17 protein-coding genes are annotated in these 16,374 nt (G+C 30.7%); 8 read left to right on the top strand and 9 right to left on the bottom strand.

From position 1 onward, the window contains the following. Positions 1-55: 55 nt before the first annotated feature. Genes nusA through pnp form a run of 6 tightly spaced genes read left to right on the top strand, consistent with a single transcriptional unit; the run spans position 56 to position 7,420 of the window. The gene (gene nusA / locus ACTTAQ_RS01575; RefSeq protein WP_440694955.1) at positions 56-1,600 is read left to right on the top strand and encodes a transcription termination factor NusA; all 1,545 of its coding nucleotides are present in this window, start codon (positions 56-58) and stop codon (positions 1,598-1,600) included. 21 nt (positions 1,601-1,621) lie between these two features. Then, on the top strand, positions 1,622-3,805 hold the full coding sequence (infB, locus tag ACTTAQ_RS01580) for a translation initiation factor IF-2 (protein ID WP_440694957.1): 2,184 nt from the start codon (positions 1,622-1,624) through the stop codon (positions 3,803-3,805). A 2-nt stretch (positions 3,806-3,807) separates the two neighbouring features. Further along, the gene (gene rbfA / locus ACTTAQ_RS01585) at positions 3,808-4,173 is read left to right on the top strand and encodes a 30S ribosome-binding factor RbfA (protein ID WP_009373041.1); all 366 of its coding nucleotides are present in this window, start codon (positions 3,808-3,810) and stop codon (positions 4,171-4,173) included. Further along, the gene (gene truB / locus ACTTAQ_RS01590) at positions 4,173-5,066 is read left to right on the top strand and encodes a tRNA pseudouridine(55) synthase TruB (RefSeq protein WP_440694958.1); all 894 of its coding nucleotides are present in this window, start codon (positions 4,173-4,175) and stop codon (positions 5,064-5,066) included. Before rbfA ends, truB begins: the two co-directional genes overlap by 1 nt. Then, on the top strand, positions 5,059-5,328 hold the full coding sequence (rpsO, locus tag ACTTAQ_RS01595) for a 30S ribosomal protein S15 (RefSeq protein WP_009373039.1): 270 nt from the start codon (positions 5,059-5,061) through the stop codon (positions 5,326-5,328). Before truB ends, rpsO begins: the two co-directional genes overlap by 8 nt. Positions 5,329-5,341: 13 nt before the next feature. Next, entirely contained in the window at positions 5,342-7,420 is a 2,079-nt protein-coding gene (gene pnp / locus ACTTAQ_RS01600) for a polyribonucleotide nucleotidyltransferase (RefSeq protein ID WP_440694960.1), read from the top strand. Here pnp and ACTTAQ_RS01605 read toward each other — a convergent pair. From ACTTAQ_RS01605 to ACTTAQ_RS01645, 9 genes are read right to left on the bottom strand one after another with little or no spacing between them, the layout of a single operon-like run. Further along, positions 7,417-8,199 (bottom strand): enoyl-ACP reductase FabI, encoded by a 783-nt coding sequence (locus ACTTAQ_RS01605; protein ID WP_440679844.1) that lies wholly within the window; start codon positions 8,197-8,199, stop codon positions 7,417-7,419. The genes pnp and ACTTAQ_RS01605 overlap by 4 nt on opposite strands. Before the next feature lies 1 nt (position 8,200). Beyond that, positions 8,201-9,412, bottom strand: coding sequence for a beta-ketoacyl-ACP synthase I (fabB, locus tag ACTTAQ_RS01610; RefSeq protein ID WP_440694962.1), 1,212 nt, complete (start codon positions 9,410-9,412; stop codon positions 8,201-8,203). After that, positions 9,409-9,921 carry a bifunctional 3-hydroxydecanoyl-ACP dehydratase/trans-2-decenoyl-ACP isomerase gene (gene fabA, locus ACTTAQ_RS01615; RefSeq protein WP_440694964.1) on the bottom strand — a complete coding sequence of 171 codons (513 nt, stop codon included), beginning with the start codon at positions 9,919-9,921 and terminating at the stop codon, positions 9,409-9,411. The genes fabB and fabA overlap by 4 nt, the downstream gene beginning before the upstream one ends. 53 nt (positions 9,922-9,974) lie before the next feature. Then, positions 9,975-10,433 (bottom strand): SH3 domain-containing protein, encoded by a 459-nt coding sequence (locus tag ACTTAQ_RS01620; RefSeq protein ID WP_440694966.1) that lies wholly within the window; start codon positions 10,431-10,433, stop codon positions 9,975-9,977. Continuing rightward, positions 10,426-11,169: a HesA/MoeB/ThiF family protein gene (locus ACTTAQ_RS01625; protein ID WP_440694968.1), complete on the bottom strand. Its 744-nt coding sequence runs from the start codon at positions 11,167-11,169 to the stop codon at positions 10,426-10,428. Before ACTTAQ_RS01625 ends, ACTTAQ_RS01620 begins: the two co-directional genes overlap by 8 nt. Next, positions 11,169-11,612 (bottom strand): dUTP diphosphatase, encoded by a 444-nt coding sequence (gene dut, locus ACTTAQ_RS01630; protein WP_440694970.1) that lies wholly within the window; start codon positions 11,610-11,612, stop codon positions 11,169-11,171. The genes ACTTAQ_RS01625 and dut overlap by 1 nt, the downstream gene beginning before the upstream one ends. Then, the gene (coaBC, locus tag ACTTAQ_RS01635) at positions 11,590-12,801 is read right to left on the bottom strand and encodes a bifunctional phosphopantothenoylcysteine decarboxylase/phosphopantothenate--cysteine ligase CoaBC (protein ID WP_440694972.1); all 1,212 of its coding nucleotides are present in this window, start codon (positions 12,799-12,801) and stop codon (positions 11,590-11,592) included. Before coaBC ends, dut begins: the two co-directional genes overlap by 23 nt. 6 nt (positions 12,802-12,807) lie before the next feature. Beyond that, a complete protein-coding gene (ubiB, locus tag ACTTAQ_RS01640; protein WP_440694974.1) occupies positions 12,808-14,364 on the bottom strand; it encodes a 2-polyprenylphenol 6-hydroxylase in 1,557 nt (518 codons plus the stop codon). Then, positions 14,357-15,067 carry a ubiquinone/menaquinone biosynthesis methyltransferase gene (locus tag ACTTAQ_RS01645; RefSeq protein ID WP_440694976.1) on the bottom strand — a complete coding sequence of 237 codons (711 nt, stop codon included), beginning with the start codon at positions 15,065-15,067 and terminating at the stop codon, positions 14,357-14,359. The genes ubiB and ACTTAQ_RS01645 overlap by 8 nt, the downstream gene beginning before the upstream one ends. A gap of 38 nt (positions 15,068-15,105) precedes the next feature. Here ACTTAQ_RS01645 and mutM point away from each other — a divergent pair, with 38 nt between their 5' ends. Continuing rightward, positions 15,106-15,966, top strand: a complete 861-nt coding sequence (gene mutM, locus ACTTAQ_RS01650) for a bifunctional DNA-formamidopyrimidine glycosylase/DNA-(apurinic or apyrimidinic site) lyase (protein WP_440694978.1) — start codon at positions 15,106-15,108, stop codon at positions 15,964-15,966. A 46-nt stretch (positions 15,967-16,012) separates the two neighbouring features. Then, positions 16,013-16,276 carry a 30S ribosomal protein S20 gene (gene rpsT / locus ACTTAQ_RS01655; RefSeq protein WP_440694980.1) on the top strand — a complete coding sequence of 88 codons (264 nt, stop codon included), beginning with the start codon at positions 16,013-16,015 and terminating at the stop codon, positions 16,274-16,276. Positions 16,277-16,374: the final 98 nt, after the last annotated feature.

Genomic DNA, 16,374 nt, shown 5'->3' on the forward strand with positions numbered 1-16,374 from the left:
AAATTGTTAATTTAAAAAATGGGCTTATGCCCATTTTTTTTTACATAATTAAAAAATGCTTAATAATAGAATTGATAGCACAGAATTAATAAGAATAGCGGATGCAGTTGCAGCCGAAAAATCGATAGATAAAGATCTAGTTTTATCATCAATGGAAACTGCAATTGAGAAGGCAGCGAGAACACGCTACGGATCAGAAAATGATATTTATGTCAGCATCGATAGGGAAACGGGCATTATTGAACTTGGTCGAAAATTAAAAGTTGTTGAAAAAGTTTTAGAAAGTCACTCAGAAATTAGTTTGGATGAAGCAAAGCAAAAAGATCCTTCTGCCGAAATTGGAGGAGAGATAAAGGAAGAGCTTCCACCGATTGATTTTGGAAGAATTGCAGCACAAACAGCTAAACAAGTTATTTCAGTTCAGATTAGAGATGCTGAGAGAGATAGACAGTTTAATGAGTTTAAAGATAAAGTTGGAGAAATTTTAAGTGGTATCGTAAAAAGATCAGAGTTTGGAAATATTATTGTAGACTTGCAAAAATCAGAGGCGATTATTAGACGTGAGGAATTAATTCCAAGAGAAAATTTAAAAAATGGTGATAGAGTAAAAGCTTATTGTTATGATGTAAGAAGAGAAAATAAGGGTCCACAAATTTTCTTATCTAGAGCTCATCCTCAGTTTTTAGCAAAGCTTTTCCAGCAAGAAGTTCCAGAAATTTATGAAGGCACAATTTCGATTAAATCCGTAGCGAGGGACCCAGGTAGTCGTGCAAAAATTTGTGTACAATCAAAAGATAGTTCTATTGACCCAGTTGGAGCTTGTGTGGGTATGCGAGGAAGTCGTGTACAAACTATTGTTAATGAACTTCAAGGTGAAAAGATTGATATTATTAATTGGACAGAAGATGTTGGCTCATTAGTTGTTAGTGCTTTAGCGCCAGCTGAAGTGATGAAAGTTGTTTTAGATCAAGAGAATAGAAGAGCAGAAGTTGTTATTGATGAAAACAATTTAAGTAAAGCGATTGGAAGAAGAGGTCAGAACGTTAGGTTAGCTTCTAAATTATTAGATTATGAAATTGATATTTTAACAGATAAAGAAGAGTCAGAAAAAAGACAAAGTGAATTTAAAGAAAATTCTTCAAAACTTATTAAAGCTTTAGAAATTGATACAACCATGGCTCAACTTTTAGTCTCTGAAGGTTTTAACACTATCAAAGATATTAATAATGCAAATGTTGATGACTTTTTAAAAATTGATGGTTTTGATGAAGAAACAGCCAAGGAACTACAAGATAGGGCTAAAGAGTTTTTAGAAGAAGAAGAAAAAGAGATTGCAAGCAAAGTGCAAGAGCTTGGAATTGAAGAAGATTTAGCAAATCATAAAGGTTTAACTTTGGGCATGCTTTTGACGTTAGGTGAGGAAAATATCAAAACTTTAAAAGATTTTGCAGAGTTATCTACGGATGAAATTGTGGGTGGATATGATGAAATCAAAGGTAAAAGAGAAAAATTTGATGGAGTATTAGAAGAATTTAATATTCCAAGAAAAGATGCTGAAGATTTAATTATGCGTGCAAGAAAAAAAGTTTTTAATTTTTAACAATGAGTTTCGAGGGTAAATATGAGCAAAGAAAAGAAAAAAAAACTGACCTTAAAAAATTTCAAGGGTACACCTCGAAAGTTCAACGATAATAGCACCAAAACTCAAGGTAAAGTTGTAGTAGAGAGAAAAAACCCTAATTTTAGATCACAAGACAAAAAACAAACTTTTGAAAAGAAGCCATTTTCAAAACCTTTTGCTCCAAAAATAACACCTCCATCTGATGAAAAGAAAAAAAATGCCAAAGAGTGGGCTAAAAAAAAGATACAAGAAGAGTTGCATAAGGGCAAAAAAAAGAGTGAAAAAAAAGTTGAGGGAAAAAGAAGAGATTACAAACTTACACTAGGAAGGGCTTTAACAGATGCCGATGAAATAGAGCGTCAAAGAAGCCATGCATCGGTTAAAAGAGCCAGAGAAAAGCAGTTTAAAAAAGATGACGATCAGGAGGAAATCCAGAAAATCGCAAGAGATGTGAATATTCCTTCTGTTATTACTATTCAAGAACTTGCAAATCGAATGGCTGAAAAATCAAGTGCAATTATAAAATATTTATTAGAAAAAAATGTAAAAGTTACAGTTAATCATAGTATTGATGCTGATACTGCAGAATTTATTGTTGGTGAATTTGGACACAATGCAATTAGAGGAGATGTTACTGAAGATCAAATTAAAAAAATAGTTGAAGAAGAAAAAGAAGATAAAGGCAGTGATCCAAGGCCGCCTGTTGTAACAGTTATGGGCCATGTTGATCATGGAAAAACCTCATTGTTAGATGCTTTAAGGCAAGCAAACGTAGTGTCAACAGAGCATGGCGGTATCACTCAGCATATTGGTGCTTATCAAGTAAAAGTTAATGATAAGCAATTAATAACTTTTATTGATACGCCTGGACATGCAGCATTCACTGAAATGAGAGCCAGAGGATCAAAAATTACAGATATAGTTATACTTGTTGTTGCAGCAAATGATGGAATTAAACCTCAAACAATTGAAGCAATACAGCACTCGAAGGCAGCAGGTGTTCCAATTTTAGTAGCTGTAAACAAATGTGATTTGCCAGGTGTTGACCCTAATAAAGTTAAAAATCAACTTTTAGAACACGAACTTATTGTTGAAGAAATGGGTGGTGATGTTTTGTGCACTGAAATATCAGCAATAAAAAAAACAAATTTAGATAAGTTAAAAGAAAATATTTTATTACAGTCTGAATTATTAGACTTAAAAACTAAAAAGGATAGCTTTGCCAAAGGTGTTGTTATTGAGTCTAGGCTAGATAAAGGCAAAGGACCTGTTTCGACAGTTCTTGTAACTAGTGGAACTTTAAAAAGAGGCGATACTTTTGTGAGTGGAGCAGCAAAAGGTAAAGTAAGAGCAATGTTTGATTATAATAACAAACAAATTTCTCAAGCCGAACCCTCTACACCTGTAGAAGTTATAGGTTTTGAAAGTGTTACAAGCGCGGGGGATGATTTTATAGTTTTGAATGATGAAAATAAGATTTCAGAAATACTGGAATTTAGACAAAATGGAGCAAAACAAAAAACTTTAAAATCAACTACTGACAATGATGATATTTTTGGAAATGCAGATAAAGCTGAAACGTTAAATATTGTAGTAAAAGCCGATGTACACGGTTCACTTGAGGCTATAAACGCAGCATTATTAAAAATTGAAATCGAGAAAATTAAACCAAAAATAATTTTATCTGCAGTAGGCCCTGTTACAGAAACGGATGTAACTTTAGCCAAGGCATCAAATGCTAAAATTTTAGGCTTTAATGTTAGACCTAATAAAGAAGCTAAAGAATTGGCTAATAGTTACAAGATGGACATCAGCTATTTTAATATTATTTATGAGGCAATAGACTTTGTTGAAAAATCGATAAAAGGGACTTTGGAACCTGAGACAAAAGAGGAAAGTATTGGACAATGCGAAGTATTGGAAGTTTTTAATGTTTCAAAAGCAGGCAAAGTAGCAGGAGTTAAAGTTACGCAGGGTGAAGTAAGAAATAATTCTGATGCAAGATTAACTAGAGATGGAACTGTGGTTTATACTGGAAAAATTGGAAGTTTATTTAGAGAAAAAAATGAGGCAAAAGAAGTAAAGTCGGGACTGGAATGTGGTCTAACAATAAAAGATTTTATAGATTATAAAAAAGGAGATATCATAGAAATTTTTCAGATTGTTACAGTTGATAGAGAGTAATAATGAAAAATAATAATCAGCCATTCACCCAAAGACAACTTAAGGCAGGTGAAAATCTAAAAAAAATTTTAGCCAGGTCATTTATTCAGCAAAATATTATATTACCAGAAATTGATACCAAATTAGTAACTATTACTGAGGTCAGAGTATCTCCTGACCTTAAGCATGCAAAGGTTTTCTTCATGCCACTGGCAGGAAGAGATATAGATAAATTTTTAAAAACATTAAATGAATATTCCTTAGAAATAAAAAAATCTGCATCAAAAGAATGGACAGCTAAATTTATGCCTAATCTAAATTTTGTTATTGATGAGTCATTTGATTATGCAGAAAAAATAGAAAATTTATTGTTAAAAGACAAAGACTAATGGTTCACGGTTGGATAAATTTATATAAGCCCACAGGTTTTACCTCATCATATTGTTTAAACTTACTAAAAAAAAAATTTAAATTAAAAAAGATTGGTCATATTGGAACTCTTGATCCTATGGCAGAAGGTGTTTTGCCAATAGCAATAAATGAAGCAACTAAAACAATTCCTTTAATTAATAAGTCTAAAAAAACTTATTTTTTTGAAGTGAATTGGGGCAAGCAAACCAATACTTTAGATTCTGAAGGTGAAGTAATTAATATATCTAAAATTACACCGTCATATGAACATATTAAAAAAGCAATTAAAAAGTTTATTGGTATAATTAATCAAAGCCCGCCTGAATTTTCTGCAAAAAAAATTGATGGAAAAAGAGCATACCAGCTTGCTAGAGAAGGAGTTAAATTTGAACTTAAAAAAGTAAAAAAAGAAATTTATGGATTAAAAATTTTAAACCATGACTTTAATAATAAAAAATCTTTATTTGTAGTCAGTTGTGAGAGTGGAACTTACGTTAGGAGCTTAGCCAAAGATATAGCAATGGAGCTAAAAACTTTTTGTTATTGCTCTAAAATTGTAAGATTAAGAGATGGAATTTTTAGAAAAAAAAACTCTTATGCTCTAAAAACACTGATAAATAACGAAAATATTAATGATTTTTTTAAATACATGCTTGATATTAAGTCTGTTTTATATCATATACCCACAATTGAAATTAACGATAAAAAATTAAAGCTTATTAAAAACGGAATGAAAGTAAGCATGTTGGAAGAAGTTGGTTCTAAAGAGCATAAAGAAATTCTAGCAGATTATCATCAAAACGTTGTGGCTTTGGGTTCTATGAAAAATGGAGTTTTTTATCCAAAAAGGATTTTAAATATTAATGAGTAAAAAAGACTTAGATAAAAGCAAAGTAATTAAGATGCTTCAAAAATCTGACAAAGATGTGGGATCTTCTGAAGTTCAAATTGGTATTTTAACTGAGAGAATTAAATATTTAACTGAACATTTTAAAAATAACAAAAAAGACAAGCACTCAAATACTGGGTTAAGTAAATTAATTATTAGAAGAAAAAAACTTTTAGATTACTTAAATAAAAAAGAACCAACCTTATATAAAAAAGTTATTGAGCAGCTTGGACTAAGAAAATAGTTGGAGCTAATTCATGTTTAACATTGTCAAAAAAGAAATTAATTGGGCGGGAAAAAATTTATCAATAGAAACTGGTAAAATTGCACGACAAGCAGATGGTGCAGTTATATTAAGATGGGGTGATACTGTAATCATTTCAACTGCAGTTGCTTCGAAGAAAGCAAATCCGGATACAGATTTTTTTCCTTTAACTGTAAACTATCAAGAAAAGTTTTATGCTGCTGGAAAAATTCCTGGTGGTTATTTTAAAAGAGAAGCAAGACCAACTGAAAGCGAAACATTAATTTCAAGGTTAATTGATAGACCAATTAGACCATTATTCCCGGATCAGTTTAGAAATGAGACGCAAGTTTTAACAACCGTACTATCATATGACAAAGAATGTGATCCAGATATTTTAGCAGTGATTGCAAGTTCTGCAGCACTAAGTATTTCTGGCTTGCCTTTTCAAGGTCCAGTTGCTGCTTCCAAAGTGGGTTTGATTGATGGTAAGTTTATTTTAAACCCTTCAAAAGAAAGTATTAAAAGTTCTAACCTAGAATTAGTTGTTGCTGGTACCAAAGAAGCAGTTTTAATGGTTGAGTCAGAAGCTTCAGGTTTAACAGAGGCTCAGATGTTAGATGCTGTGAAATTTGGCCATGAAAATTTCTTACCAGTTATTAATTTGATTGAAGAATTAGCTAAAGAAGCAAGCAAACCTAAATGGGAAATTGAAAGTAAAGATTTTTCAGAATTAAAATCAAAAATTTCTTCAGAGGTTAGAGATCATTTAGTCAAAGCTTTTTCTGAAAAAGATAAAAAGCAACGCTCTTCTATGATTAGCGAAGCTAATGAAAAAGTAGAACAATTATTCGAAGGTGATGAAACATACACAAAAGTTCAAATTAAAGACCAATTAAAGTCTTTAGAAAAAGATATTGTTAGAACAAAAATTTTAAAAGAGAAATCTAGAATAGATGGCAGAAAATTAGATGAAGTTAGAGATATTTTATGTGAAGTAGGAATTATTCCAAGAGCTCATGGATCATCTTTGTTTACAAGAGGTGAGACACAGGCAATTGTTGCTGCTACACTTGGAACATCTGACGATGAACAAAGGTTTGAAAGTCTAGAAGGGATGCAAAAATCTAGATTTATGCTTCACTATAACTTCCCTCCATTTTCTGTAGGAGAGGTTGGAAGAGTCGGTGGAACTGGAAGAAGGGAAATTGGTCATGGTAAACTTGCCTGGAGAGCAATAAATGCAGCACTTCCTAAGCATGAAGATTTTCCATATACGATCAGAATTGTATCAGATATTACTGAGTCTAACGGTTCTTCTTCAATGGCGACTGTTTGTGGTTCATCAATGGCTTTAATGCATGCGGGTGTTCCGATAGCAAAACCAATTGCTGGTATTGCAATGGGTTTAATTAAAGAGAGTGACGAATTTTCAGTATTAAGCGACATTTTAGGTGATGAAGATCATCTTGGCGATATGGATTTCAAAGTTGCAGGGTCTGCAGATGGAATCACCTCTCTTCAAATGGATATTAAAATTAACGGTATTACTTTTGAAATTATGGAGAAAGCTTTAGAGCAAGCTAAAAAAGGAAGATTAGATATTTTAAATGAAATGGCAAAAGCTATCAAAGAGTCTAATAAAGAATTATCGCAATACACTCCTAGAATGGAAAAAATTCAAGTTGATAAAAAAGATATCGCAACTGTGATTGGAAAAGGTGGAGCAAACATCAGAGAGATTGTTGAAGTATCTGGCGCAAAAGTTGATATTAATGATAGTGGAGAAGTAACAGTTTCAGCTGCAGATCAAGAAACTAGAGATAAAGCAATTCAAATGATAAATTCACTAGTAGAAAAGCCTGAGGTTGGAAAAATTTACTCTGGAAAAGTAGTTAAGATTATGGATTTCGGTGCATTTGTAAACTTTTTAGGAAAACAAGATGGATTGGTGCATATTTCTCAGTTAGCTGAAAAAAGAGTAGAAAAAGTCTCAGATGTAGTCAAAGAAGGCGATGAAGTTAAAGTTAAAGTTATTGGATTTGACAGGGGAAAAGTAAAGCTATCTATTAAAGAGGCTTTAGGTTCTTAAGACATATTTTTAGGATCTGGCATTCCAACTTTATTATAACCAGCGTCCACATAGTGAATTTCACCGGTAACACCACCTGCAAGGTCACTTAGAAGATATAATGCTGAGTTTCCAACATCATGAATATCAACATTTCGTTTCAAGAAAGAATGGTCTTCATTCCACTTGTATAAAAATTTAGCATCTCCGATTGCCGATGCTGCAAGAGTTTTGATCGGTCCTGCGCTTATCGCGTTAACCCTAATACCATTTTTACCAAGATCTCTTGCTAAATATTTTGTACTTGTTTCAAGGGCAGACTTGCAAACTCCCATTACATTATAGTTAGGAATTGTCTTAGTAGACTCGTAAGTTAAAGTAATCATACTTCCACCTTGCTTCATCAATGGCGCTGCTTCTTTTGCAACTTCTGTAAACGAAAAACATGAGATGAGCATACTTCTTAAAAAATTATCTCTTGTAGTATTTAAATATTCTCCTGATAATTCAGATTTATCTGAAAAAGCTACTGCATGAACAACAAAATCTAATTCACCCCATTTATCTTTAATTTCCTGAAAAGTATTTACAATTTGCTCTTTATTTTCAACATTACAGTCTAATGTAAACTTAGAACCCAAAGATTCGGCTAATGGAATTACTCTTTTTTTTAAAGCATCACCCACATAAGTAAAAGCTAATTCGGCGCCATGTTCTGATAGTTTTTTTGATATACCCCAAGCTATTGACCTGTCATTAGCAACACCCATGATTAATCCTTTTTTACCTTTTAAAAGCATTTTAAACCTTCTCAAAAATCAGTGTTGAGTTTGTTCCTCCAAAACCAAAACTATTTGACATGACGCAATTTAAATCTTTTTTTTCTACTTTTCTTAATATTGGTAGATCTTTTGCTTTCTCATCTAAATTTTCAATATTAGCTGACTCAGCCATGAATCCATGCTCCATCATGAGAAGGCAAAATACAGCTTCTTGAGCTGATACGGCACCTAATGAGTGACCAGTTATAGATTTTGTAGAACTCATAGAAGGAACGTCATTTCCAAAAGTTTCTTTTATAGCCTCTAGCTCTTTTACATCTCCAATTGGTGTAGATGTTCCATGGGTATTAATGTAATCAACTTTCTTATTTCTTTTCGTTGATAAAGCCATTTTCATACATCTCACAGCCCCTTCTCCAGAAGGCTGAACCATATCATAACCGTCTGATGTAGCACCATAGCCAGTAATTTCAGCATAAATTTTTGCTCCTCTTGATTTTGCTCTCTCCATTTCTTCAAGAACTAAAACAGCTGCACCACCTGCAATTACAAATCCATCACGGTCTGCATCGTAAGCTCTAGATGCTTTTTGAGGTGTGTCATTTCTTTTCGATGATAGTGCAGGCATGGCATCAAACATTGCTGACATTCCCCACTCTAATTCTTCACCACCACCTGCAAAGATAATATCTTGTTTTCCAGATTGAATTAACTCCATTCCATTTCCAATACAGTGAGCGCTAGTAGCACAAGCCGAACTTATAGAATAATTTATACCTTTTATTTTGAATGGAACTGCTAGTGTAGCAGAGCATGTACTAGACATAGTTCTTGGTACAATCAAAGGTCCCATTTTTTTTGGCGAAGATTTTCTCGTAGTATCTACCGCATGAATTACATTTTTAATTGATGGACCACCAGAACCTATTACAATTCCAGTTTTAATATTACTGATATCTTTTTCTTCAAGGCCAGAATTTTTAACAGCCTCTTTCATGGCAATATAGGCATAGGCTGAACCATCGCCCATAAATCTTTTTTCTTTTCTCTCTAAAGCTTCATCTAAATTAAGTTTTATAGACCCACAGACTTGGCTTCTAAAACCATATTCTTTGTATTCTTCTGAAAAAACTATGCCTGATTTAGTATTTAATAAGGAGTCTAAAACCTCTTCATTATTGTTTCCAATTGATGAAACTATACCAAATCCAGTAATAACTACTCTTCTCATAAATTACTTTTAAATAAACCTACTTTTAAATTTTTAGTACTATATATTTGTTTATCATCAATTAAAAGTACACCATCACCTAAACCTACTGACGTCTCTCCTTTTCTGATAATTTTTTTCATATCGATTTTATACTTAGCTAACTTGTTTGATTGTAAAACTTCACCTACAAACTTAACTTCCCCAACACCTAATGCTCTGCCTTTACCAGGATTGCCAATCCATCCTAGAAAAAAACCAACAAGTTGCCAAAGAGCATCTAATCCTAGACAACCAGGCATAACTGGATCAGTTTTAAAATGACAGTCAAAAAACCAAAGATCTTTTTTTATATCTAGTTCTGCTTCGATATAACCTTTGTTGAACTGTCCACCATTTTCAGTAATTTTTGTTATTCGATCAAACATCAGCATAGGAGGCGAAGGTAATCTAGCATTACCAAGTCCAAACATATCTCCATCAGCACAAGAGATAAGCTCATCGTAAGTGAAGGAGTTTTTTTTTGTCATGAAGAAGATGTTTATACTTGATGGAAGTATTTATTTAAACAAAAAACGCGTTGTTATTTTTTAATAATTTCATCTTTTTGTATACCCCAGAGATGATTTTTTTTAATCCATCCATTAATTTTTGAATTTTTAACTTTACACCAATTTTTGGTACACTCACTAATTATTAAAACTTGATATATTTCAAGCTTTGCTTTTGGCTTTGAAAAAATTGTAGGAGATGAAAATATAACCTGATTATTTTTTGTAGTTACTGTTGATCTTGTTCTAGATAATTGAGAAATATGTATCCATCCTAAGTCATTTTCATAATCTTTAATTTTTCTCCAATTATAATGTTCATCAATAATCAAAACTGGCAAATATTTATTTTTATAAATAAATTTTACTGGATAAGTTTTGGAAGGTCCAAGCCTAACATTTACTTTATTATTTTTTAAACTTCTAATTTCGGCTGAAGATGAATGATATAAAAAAAAAATAGCAAAAATTATTAATAAAATTTTATCCATGATTTTTACATTTTTGACTTTTTTTAATTTTTACCATCCTAAAATTAAGTGTTTCAAAGTTTATAACTAAAACATGATTTTTCAGGTTTGACTTGATTCCTGTAATATTTTTTATCAATTCATTTGAAATGATTGCCCCTGTCGATCCTGTTACTGTGCCAAGTATACCTTCATCTTGACAACTTGGTGAAATATTTGGAGCCTTAGGCATAAAACATTTTAAGCAAGCACTCTTTTTTGAAAAATCAAAGAAAAAAATATGGGCATCAAATTTACTTACTGATCCAATAAATAATTTTTTTTTATTTTTAATACATTCATCATTTATAACTAATTTAGAAAGAAAATTATCTGTACCATCAATTATATAATTATAATTTTTTATTATTGATTTAATATTTTTAGCATTAATCTTTTTTTTAAATATTTTTATATTTATTTTTTTATTAATGAGCTGAATTTTTTTTTTGGTAATTTCAGCTTTATGTTTTCCTATATCTTTTTGATCGAATAAGACCTGTCGATGTAAATTACTTTTTGCGACTTTATCAAAATCTACAATTCCAAAATTTGTAATACCAGACCGAGCCAAGAAAAGTGCACATGGTGAACCTATGCCACCAGCTCCTATAATTAAGATTTTTTCTTTTTTTAACTTTAATTGTCCTTGAATATTTATTTTTTTTAAGTTGATCTGACCTTTGTATCTTTCAATTTCATCAATTGTTAGTGACATTAATTTTTACCAGTAGAGCCAAAACCACCTTCGCCTCTGATAGATTCTGGCAAATTATCTTTCACTTGAAATTCTGCTTTCACAATTGGACAAAGAACCATTTGCGCGATTCTATCACCATTTTTAATTATAAAATCTTTGTCACCCAAGTTTATTAAAATTATTTTAATTTCTCCTCTATAGTCTGCATCAATAGTTCCAGGTGTATTTAATACTGTAATTTTATTCTTAAATGCCAACCCAGATCTTGGTCGGATTTGTATTTCTAAATTTTCAGGAATTGCTACAGAAATTCCTGTTGGAATTAATGCAGTTTCTTTTGATCTAATTATAATATCTTGCTCAATAAAAGCTTCTAAATCTAAACCTGAAGAGCCAGTTGTTTTGTATTCAGGGATATTAACTTTAGGATTAAGTTTTTTAATTAAGGCTTTTATTTTCATTAATTGGAAATTCTTTTAAAATTTTTTGAACTAATAATGTTGCAATTTCAGACTTTTCTCTTTTTGATATTTTTTCAATCTCTTGGTTTTTATGAATTATCGAAATTTCATTATTTTTAGAATTAAAACCAATATTTTTATCAGAAACATCGTTTGCAATTATCCAATCACAATGTTTTTGTTCAAGTTTTTTTTTAGCATATTCAATTACATTATTTGTTTCTGCTGCAAAACCTACGACAAGTTTTGGTCGTAAATTATTGTGATTGCTTATAAAGCTTAGTATGTCCATATTTTGATATAGTTTTAAATTTAAATCTTTATTATTTTTTTTAATTTTTTGTTCAAATTTATCAGTTCTAAAATCTGAAACCGCCGCTGAACATACTGCAATATCTGTAGGCAAACTTTCTTTAACCGCCTCAAGCATTTCCTGAGCGGTTGTAACTTTTACTGTATTAATGTTATCCTCAATTTTGATTTGAGAAGGGCCCATTATCAGCTTTGTTTTAATTCCACACTCAACCATTTTTTTAGCAATATAATAACCTTGCAAGCCAGAAGACTCATTTGAAATATATCTAACAGGATCAATATATTCTCTTGTTGGACCGGCAGTAACTACTGCTGATAAATTAACATCTTTTTTTATAAAAAAATTATCGATTGTAAATTCAATTTCATTAACATTTGCCATTCTGCCTTCACCGAACTCACCACAAGCTAAAAGCCCCTCTGATGGACCAATCATTGAAAAATTTCTTTTTTTCAATTTTTTGACATTTATTTGAGTAGCATCTTTTTCCCACATTTTTACATTCATCGCTGGTGCTAAAAATATTTTTTTATTAGATGCAAGAATAACAGTATTAATAAAGTCATTTGCCGAACCATTAGAGATATTTTCAATGATATTGGCAGTAGCAGGAGCTACTAAAATTAAATCTGCCCATCTTGATAAAGCTATATGATCCATTTCAATTTCTTCATTAAGATCAAATTTGTTAAGATAAACTTTGTTATTAGACAATGATGAAATTGACAAAGGTGTTACAAATTCTTCTGCAGTTTTTGTTAATATTGTTTTTATTTCATAGTTCTTTGAGCGTAAATTTCTAATTAAGTCTAAAGTTTTGTAGGCAGCAATGCCACCAGAAATAATTAATAAAATTTTTTTATTATTTTTCATTAGAGCTTAATTAAATAATACTAACAATGATATTACCACTAATAAGATAAATATAATTATTTTATTTTGTTGATTTTTAATTTTTAATTTTTCAAATTCAAATTTTTTTGCCATCTCATTATTTGATGCCACTGTTCCAGCGGCAAGCAGTTCCAATGCTTTTGAGGCTTTATCCATCATACCTGGCAGTTCTGGTAGTCTGTCCATAACTTGCGATGTAGTTTTGATAGCTTGATTTATCTTTGCTTCAGGCCCAACTTCTTTTTTTAGCCACCCTTCCAAAACTGGTTTTGATATTTCCCAGATATTTGCGTCCTCATCAAGTGTTCTGGCTACCCCTTCAACCACAACCATAGTTTTTTGCAAAAGTAAAAGTTGAGGCTGAGTTGCCATGTTGAATTGTTCTGTAATTTCAAAGAGTTGTGCTAATAATTTTCCCGCTGAAATATTTTTAATTGATTGTCCAAAAATAGGCTCTCCGATGGATCTAAGTGCTTGAGAAAAAGCATCTTTTGACTGATCTAAAGGAACTAGCCCTGCAATAAAATGTACGTCAGCAACCTTTTCATAATCTCTTTGAATGAAACCATATAAAATTTCAGCTAAATATTTTCGATTATCTTTATCTAATCTACCCATTATTCCAAAGTCAACCGGAATAATGTTTCCATCTGAGTCTACAAAAAGATTTCCCTGATGCATGTCGCCGTGAAAAAAACCATCCCCGACAGCTTGTCTTAGGAAATTTTGAATTATATTTTTTGCAAGTTCTTTTTTATCAATTTTAAGTTCATTAATTTTATCTAATTCTTTTATACTAATACCTTCTACTTTTTCAGAAGTTAAAACTCTTTTTGATGTAAAATCCCAATTAATGTCAGGCACTTTAAATTTTGGATCAGATTTTGTATTTTTCTTTAATTCACTGCCCGCTGATCCTTCAAATCTTAAATCCATCTCAATGGCAGTAATTTCTTTAAGCAAATGAACTACTTCAATTAATTTAAGTCTTTTTGTTTTAGGTAAAATTGTTTCCACTATTGAAGCAAATAACATTAACGCTTCCAACTCTTCATTGAATTTCTTTTCAATACCAGGTCTTAATACTTTAATCGCATATTGCTTACCCTCAATTGTTGCAAAATGAACTTGCGCTATAGAAGCTGCAGCTATCGGTTTGCTTAAATTTTCAATTTGTTTGTACTTTTTTTCTCCAATTTCATTACTTATACTTTTTTTTGCTATTTCCATATCAAAGGGTGGCAAGTCATCTTGTAAGCTTTGAAGTTCTTTAGCTAGATCTTTGCCAACAATGTCAGGTCTTGTTCCGAGAAATTGACCAAGCTTAATAAACGTTGGGCCCAATTCTTTTAATGCCGACACTAATCTTTGGCCAACACTTTTGCTGTCTAAACTTTTTTTTTTAAAAGAAGAAAAACCGAAAATTTTTATTGAATATCGAATTAAAAAATTTGGTTTATACAATTCACCAAAATAATCTAAGGTTGACGATTTAGCCAGAGCTCTACCAATTTTCAGAAGAATTAAAATTTTTTTAATCATTTAGCTTCCAAGAATAATGTATCGAAGCAATTCCACCAAATATATCTCTGGTGCTAATATTTCTAAAACCGACATCTCTTAATTTTTTTGATATTTCTTCTTGAGAATAAAAATCTTCAATACTTTTAGTGAGATATTCATAAGGCTTTGAATCTTGATTAAATACTTTTCCTAGAGCAGGTATTGATTTAGAGTAAAAATTATAAATTTCTCTTAGTATCGGTTTATTAACTTTATAAAATTCAAGACAATAAAAACCCCCACCTTTTTTTAAAATTCTAAAAGCTTCTTTGAGAGCAATATCTAATTTCGATATATTTCTAAGACCAAAGCTAATTAGATATGCATCAATAGAATTGTTTTTTAGAGGTACTGTTTCTGCATAACTACAAAGATGCTTGATATTTTTGTAACTTTTAAATTCATCAATATTTTGATTTAACATATTAAAGTTTGGCTCAATTCTTATTATTTCTTTGCTTTTGTTTTTTTGGATCAGTAATCTTGAAATATCACCGGTTCCTGATGCCATATCAACTATTGTGTTGTTATTTTCTAATATAACCGTATCTACAAATTGTTGCTTCCATATTCTATGGGTACCAAGTGACATGATATCATTCATCATATCGTACTTCTTAAAAGCGCCATCGAATACTTTATTTACTAAACTAGTATTTTTATATTGGTGAATATTTTTCATAATTCTTTAAAAGACGATTGTATTAAAAAAAAAATTATATGCCAGAACTTCCAGAAGTTGAGATTACAAAAATAAGCTTAAGCAAACAGATTTTGCATAAAAAAGTAAAAAATGTCACAATATTAAATCCTAAGCTTCGATACAAATTAAATAAACAAAATTTATTATCTTTAAAAAATAAAATTATAAAAAAAATAATTAGAAGATCAAAGTATCTACTGATTCATTTTAATGATAAAAATATTTTATTAGTGCATCTTGGAATGACAGGCCGGTTTTATTTTGTGAAAAAAGGTAAAAATAAAATTGATACTAGTTTTTACACTAAAAACGAAATAATTAAAAAACATGATCATTTAAAACTTTCATTCAAAGGTTTTGATTTAATTTATAACGATATTAGAAAATTTGGATTTATTAAGAAAATTTTATCAACAAATATTGAAAGCACAAAACATATAAGTTCACTTGGACCTGAGCCATTAAGTTTAAATTTTAGTTTTAAATATTTAAAAAACAAAATTAGAAACTCAAATTCTGCTGTAAAAAATTTATTAATGAATCAATCTGTAGTTTCAGGCCTAGGCAACATATATGTAAATGAGGCTCTATTCAGAAGTTGTGTGAGCCCTCAAAAACCGGGAAAGTTTCTAAAAGATATAGAAACAAGAAAAATTATAATTGCCATTAAAAAAGTATTGAAAATGGCAATAAAAGCTGGTGGTTCAACTATCCAAAATTATCACAACTCTGAAGGGAAGACTGGTTCTTATCAAGCTAATTTTAAAGTTTATGACAGAGAGGGTGAAACTTGTAAAAGAGCTGGGTGCACTGGAAAAATTAGGCGTGTAATCGCTTCTGGAAGGTCTTCTTTTTTTTGTATTAAGTGCCAAACATAGTGTTGACCACAATTAAAAAGGCTATATAAACTGCCCATCAAAAAAAATGGCAAATACATCATCAGCTAAAAAAAAAACAAAAGTCATTAAAAGAAAGACAGCTGTTAATCGTATAAGGATCGGTAAGTACAAAGCAGCAATTTCTGAGATAGAAAATGCAATCAAAAGTGGAGATAAAGCTAAGGCCAAAAAGCTTTTTGATAAATTCCAGTCACAGTTGATGAAAGTATCTAAAAAAGGCTCTATAAGAAGACAAACTGCATCAAGAAAAATTTCTAGAACTTCAAAAAAGCTTGCTTTGATGAAGTAAGTCTAAGATTCATTTAAACTTAAAAAAAAATTCAACTTTAGATTTTAAAATTTCAACTTACAGATTAAAAAAATTTTGAATTTTTTTGTAATACAAAA

This window comes from Candidatus Pelagibacter sp. HIMB109 (assembly GCF_052048155.1).
Taxonomy (GTDB): domain Bacteria; phylum Pseudomonadota; class Alphaproteobacteria; order Pelagibacterales; family Pelagibacteraceae; genus HIMB114.

Coding starts and splice junctions, on each gene's coding strand:
- nusA (WP_440694955.1), top strand. CDS start 56: ATGCTTAATAATAGAATTGATAGCACAGAATTAATAAGAATAGCGGAT.
- infB (WP_440694957.1), top strand. CDS start 1,622: ATGAGCAAAGAAAAGAAAAAAAAACTGACCTTAAAAAATTTCAAGGGT.
- rbfA (WP_009373041.1), top strand. CDS start 3,808: ATGAAAAATAATAATCAGCCATTCACCCAAAGACAACTTAAGGCAGGT.
- truB (WP_440694958.1), top strand. CDS start 4,173: ATGGTTCACGGTTGGATAAATTTATATAAGCCCACAGGTTTTACCTCA.
- rpsO (WP_009373039.1), top strand. CDS start 5,059: ATGAGTAAAAAAGACTTAGATAAAAGCAAAGTAATTAAGATGCTTCAA.
- pnp (WP_440694960.1), top strand. CDS start 5,342: ATGTTTAACATTGTCAAAAAAGAAATTAATTGGGCGGGAAAAAATTTA.
- ACTTAQ_RS01605 (WP_440679844.1), bottom strand. CDS start 8,199: ATGCTTTTAAAAGGTAAAAAAGGATTAATCATGGGTGTTGCTAATGAC.
- fabB (WP_440694962.1), bottom strand. CDS start 9,412: ATGAGAAGAGTAGTTATTACTGGATTTGGTATAGTTTCATCAATTGGA.
- fabA (WP_440694964.1), bottom strand. CDS start 9,921: ATGACAAAAAAAAACTCCTTCACTTACGATGAGCTTATCTCTTGTGCT.
- ACTTAQ_RS01620 (WP_440694966.1), bottom strand. CDS start 10,433: ATGGATAAAATTTTATTAATAATTTTTGCTATTTTTTTTTTATATCAT.
- ACTTAQ_RS01625 (WP_440694968.1), bottom strand. CDS start 11,169: ATGTCACTAACAATTGATGAAATTGAAAGATACAAAGGTCAGATCAAC.
- dut (WP_440694970.1), bottom strand. CDS start 11,612: ATGAAAATAAAAGCCTTAATTAAAAAACTTAATCCTAAAGTTAATATC.
- coaBC (WP_440694972.1), bottom strand. CDS start 12,801: ATGAAAAATAATAAAAAAATTTTATTAATTATTTCTGGTGGCATTGCT.
- ubiB (WP_440694974.1), bottom strand. CDS start 14,364: ATGATTAAAAAAATTTTAATTCTTCTGAAAATTGGTAGAGCTCTGGCT.
- ACTTAQ_RS01645 (WP_440694976.1), bottom strand. CDS start 15,067: ATGAAAAATATTCACCAATATAAAAATACTAGTTTAGTAAATAAAGTA.
- mutM (WP_440694978.1), top strand. CDS start 15,106: ATGCCAGAACTTCCAGAAGTTGAGATTACAAAAATAAGCTTAAGCAAA.
- rpsT (WP_440694980.1), top strand. CDS start 16,013: ATGGCAAATACATCATCAGCTAAAAAAAAAACAAAAGTCATTAAAAGA.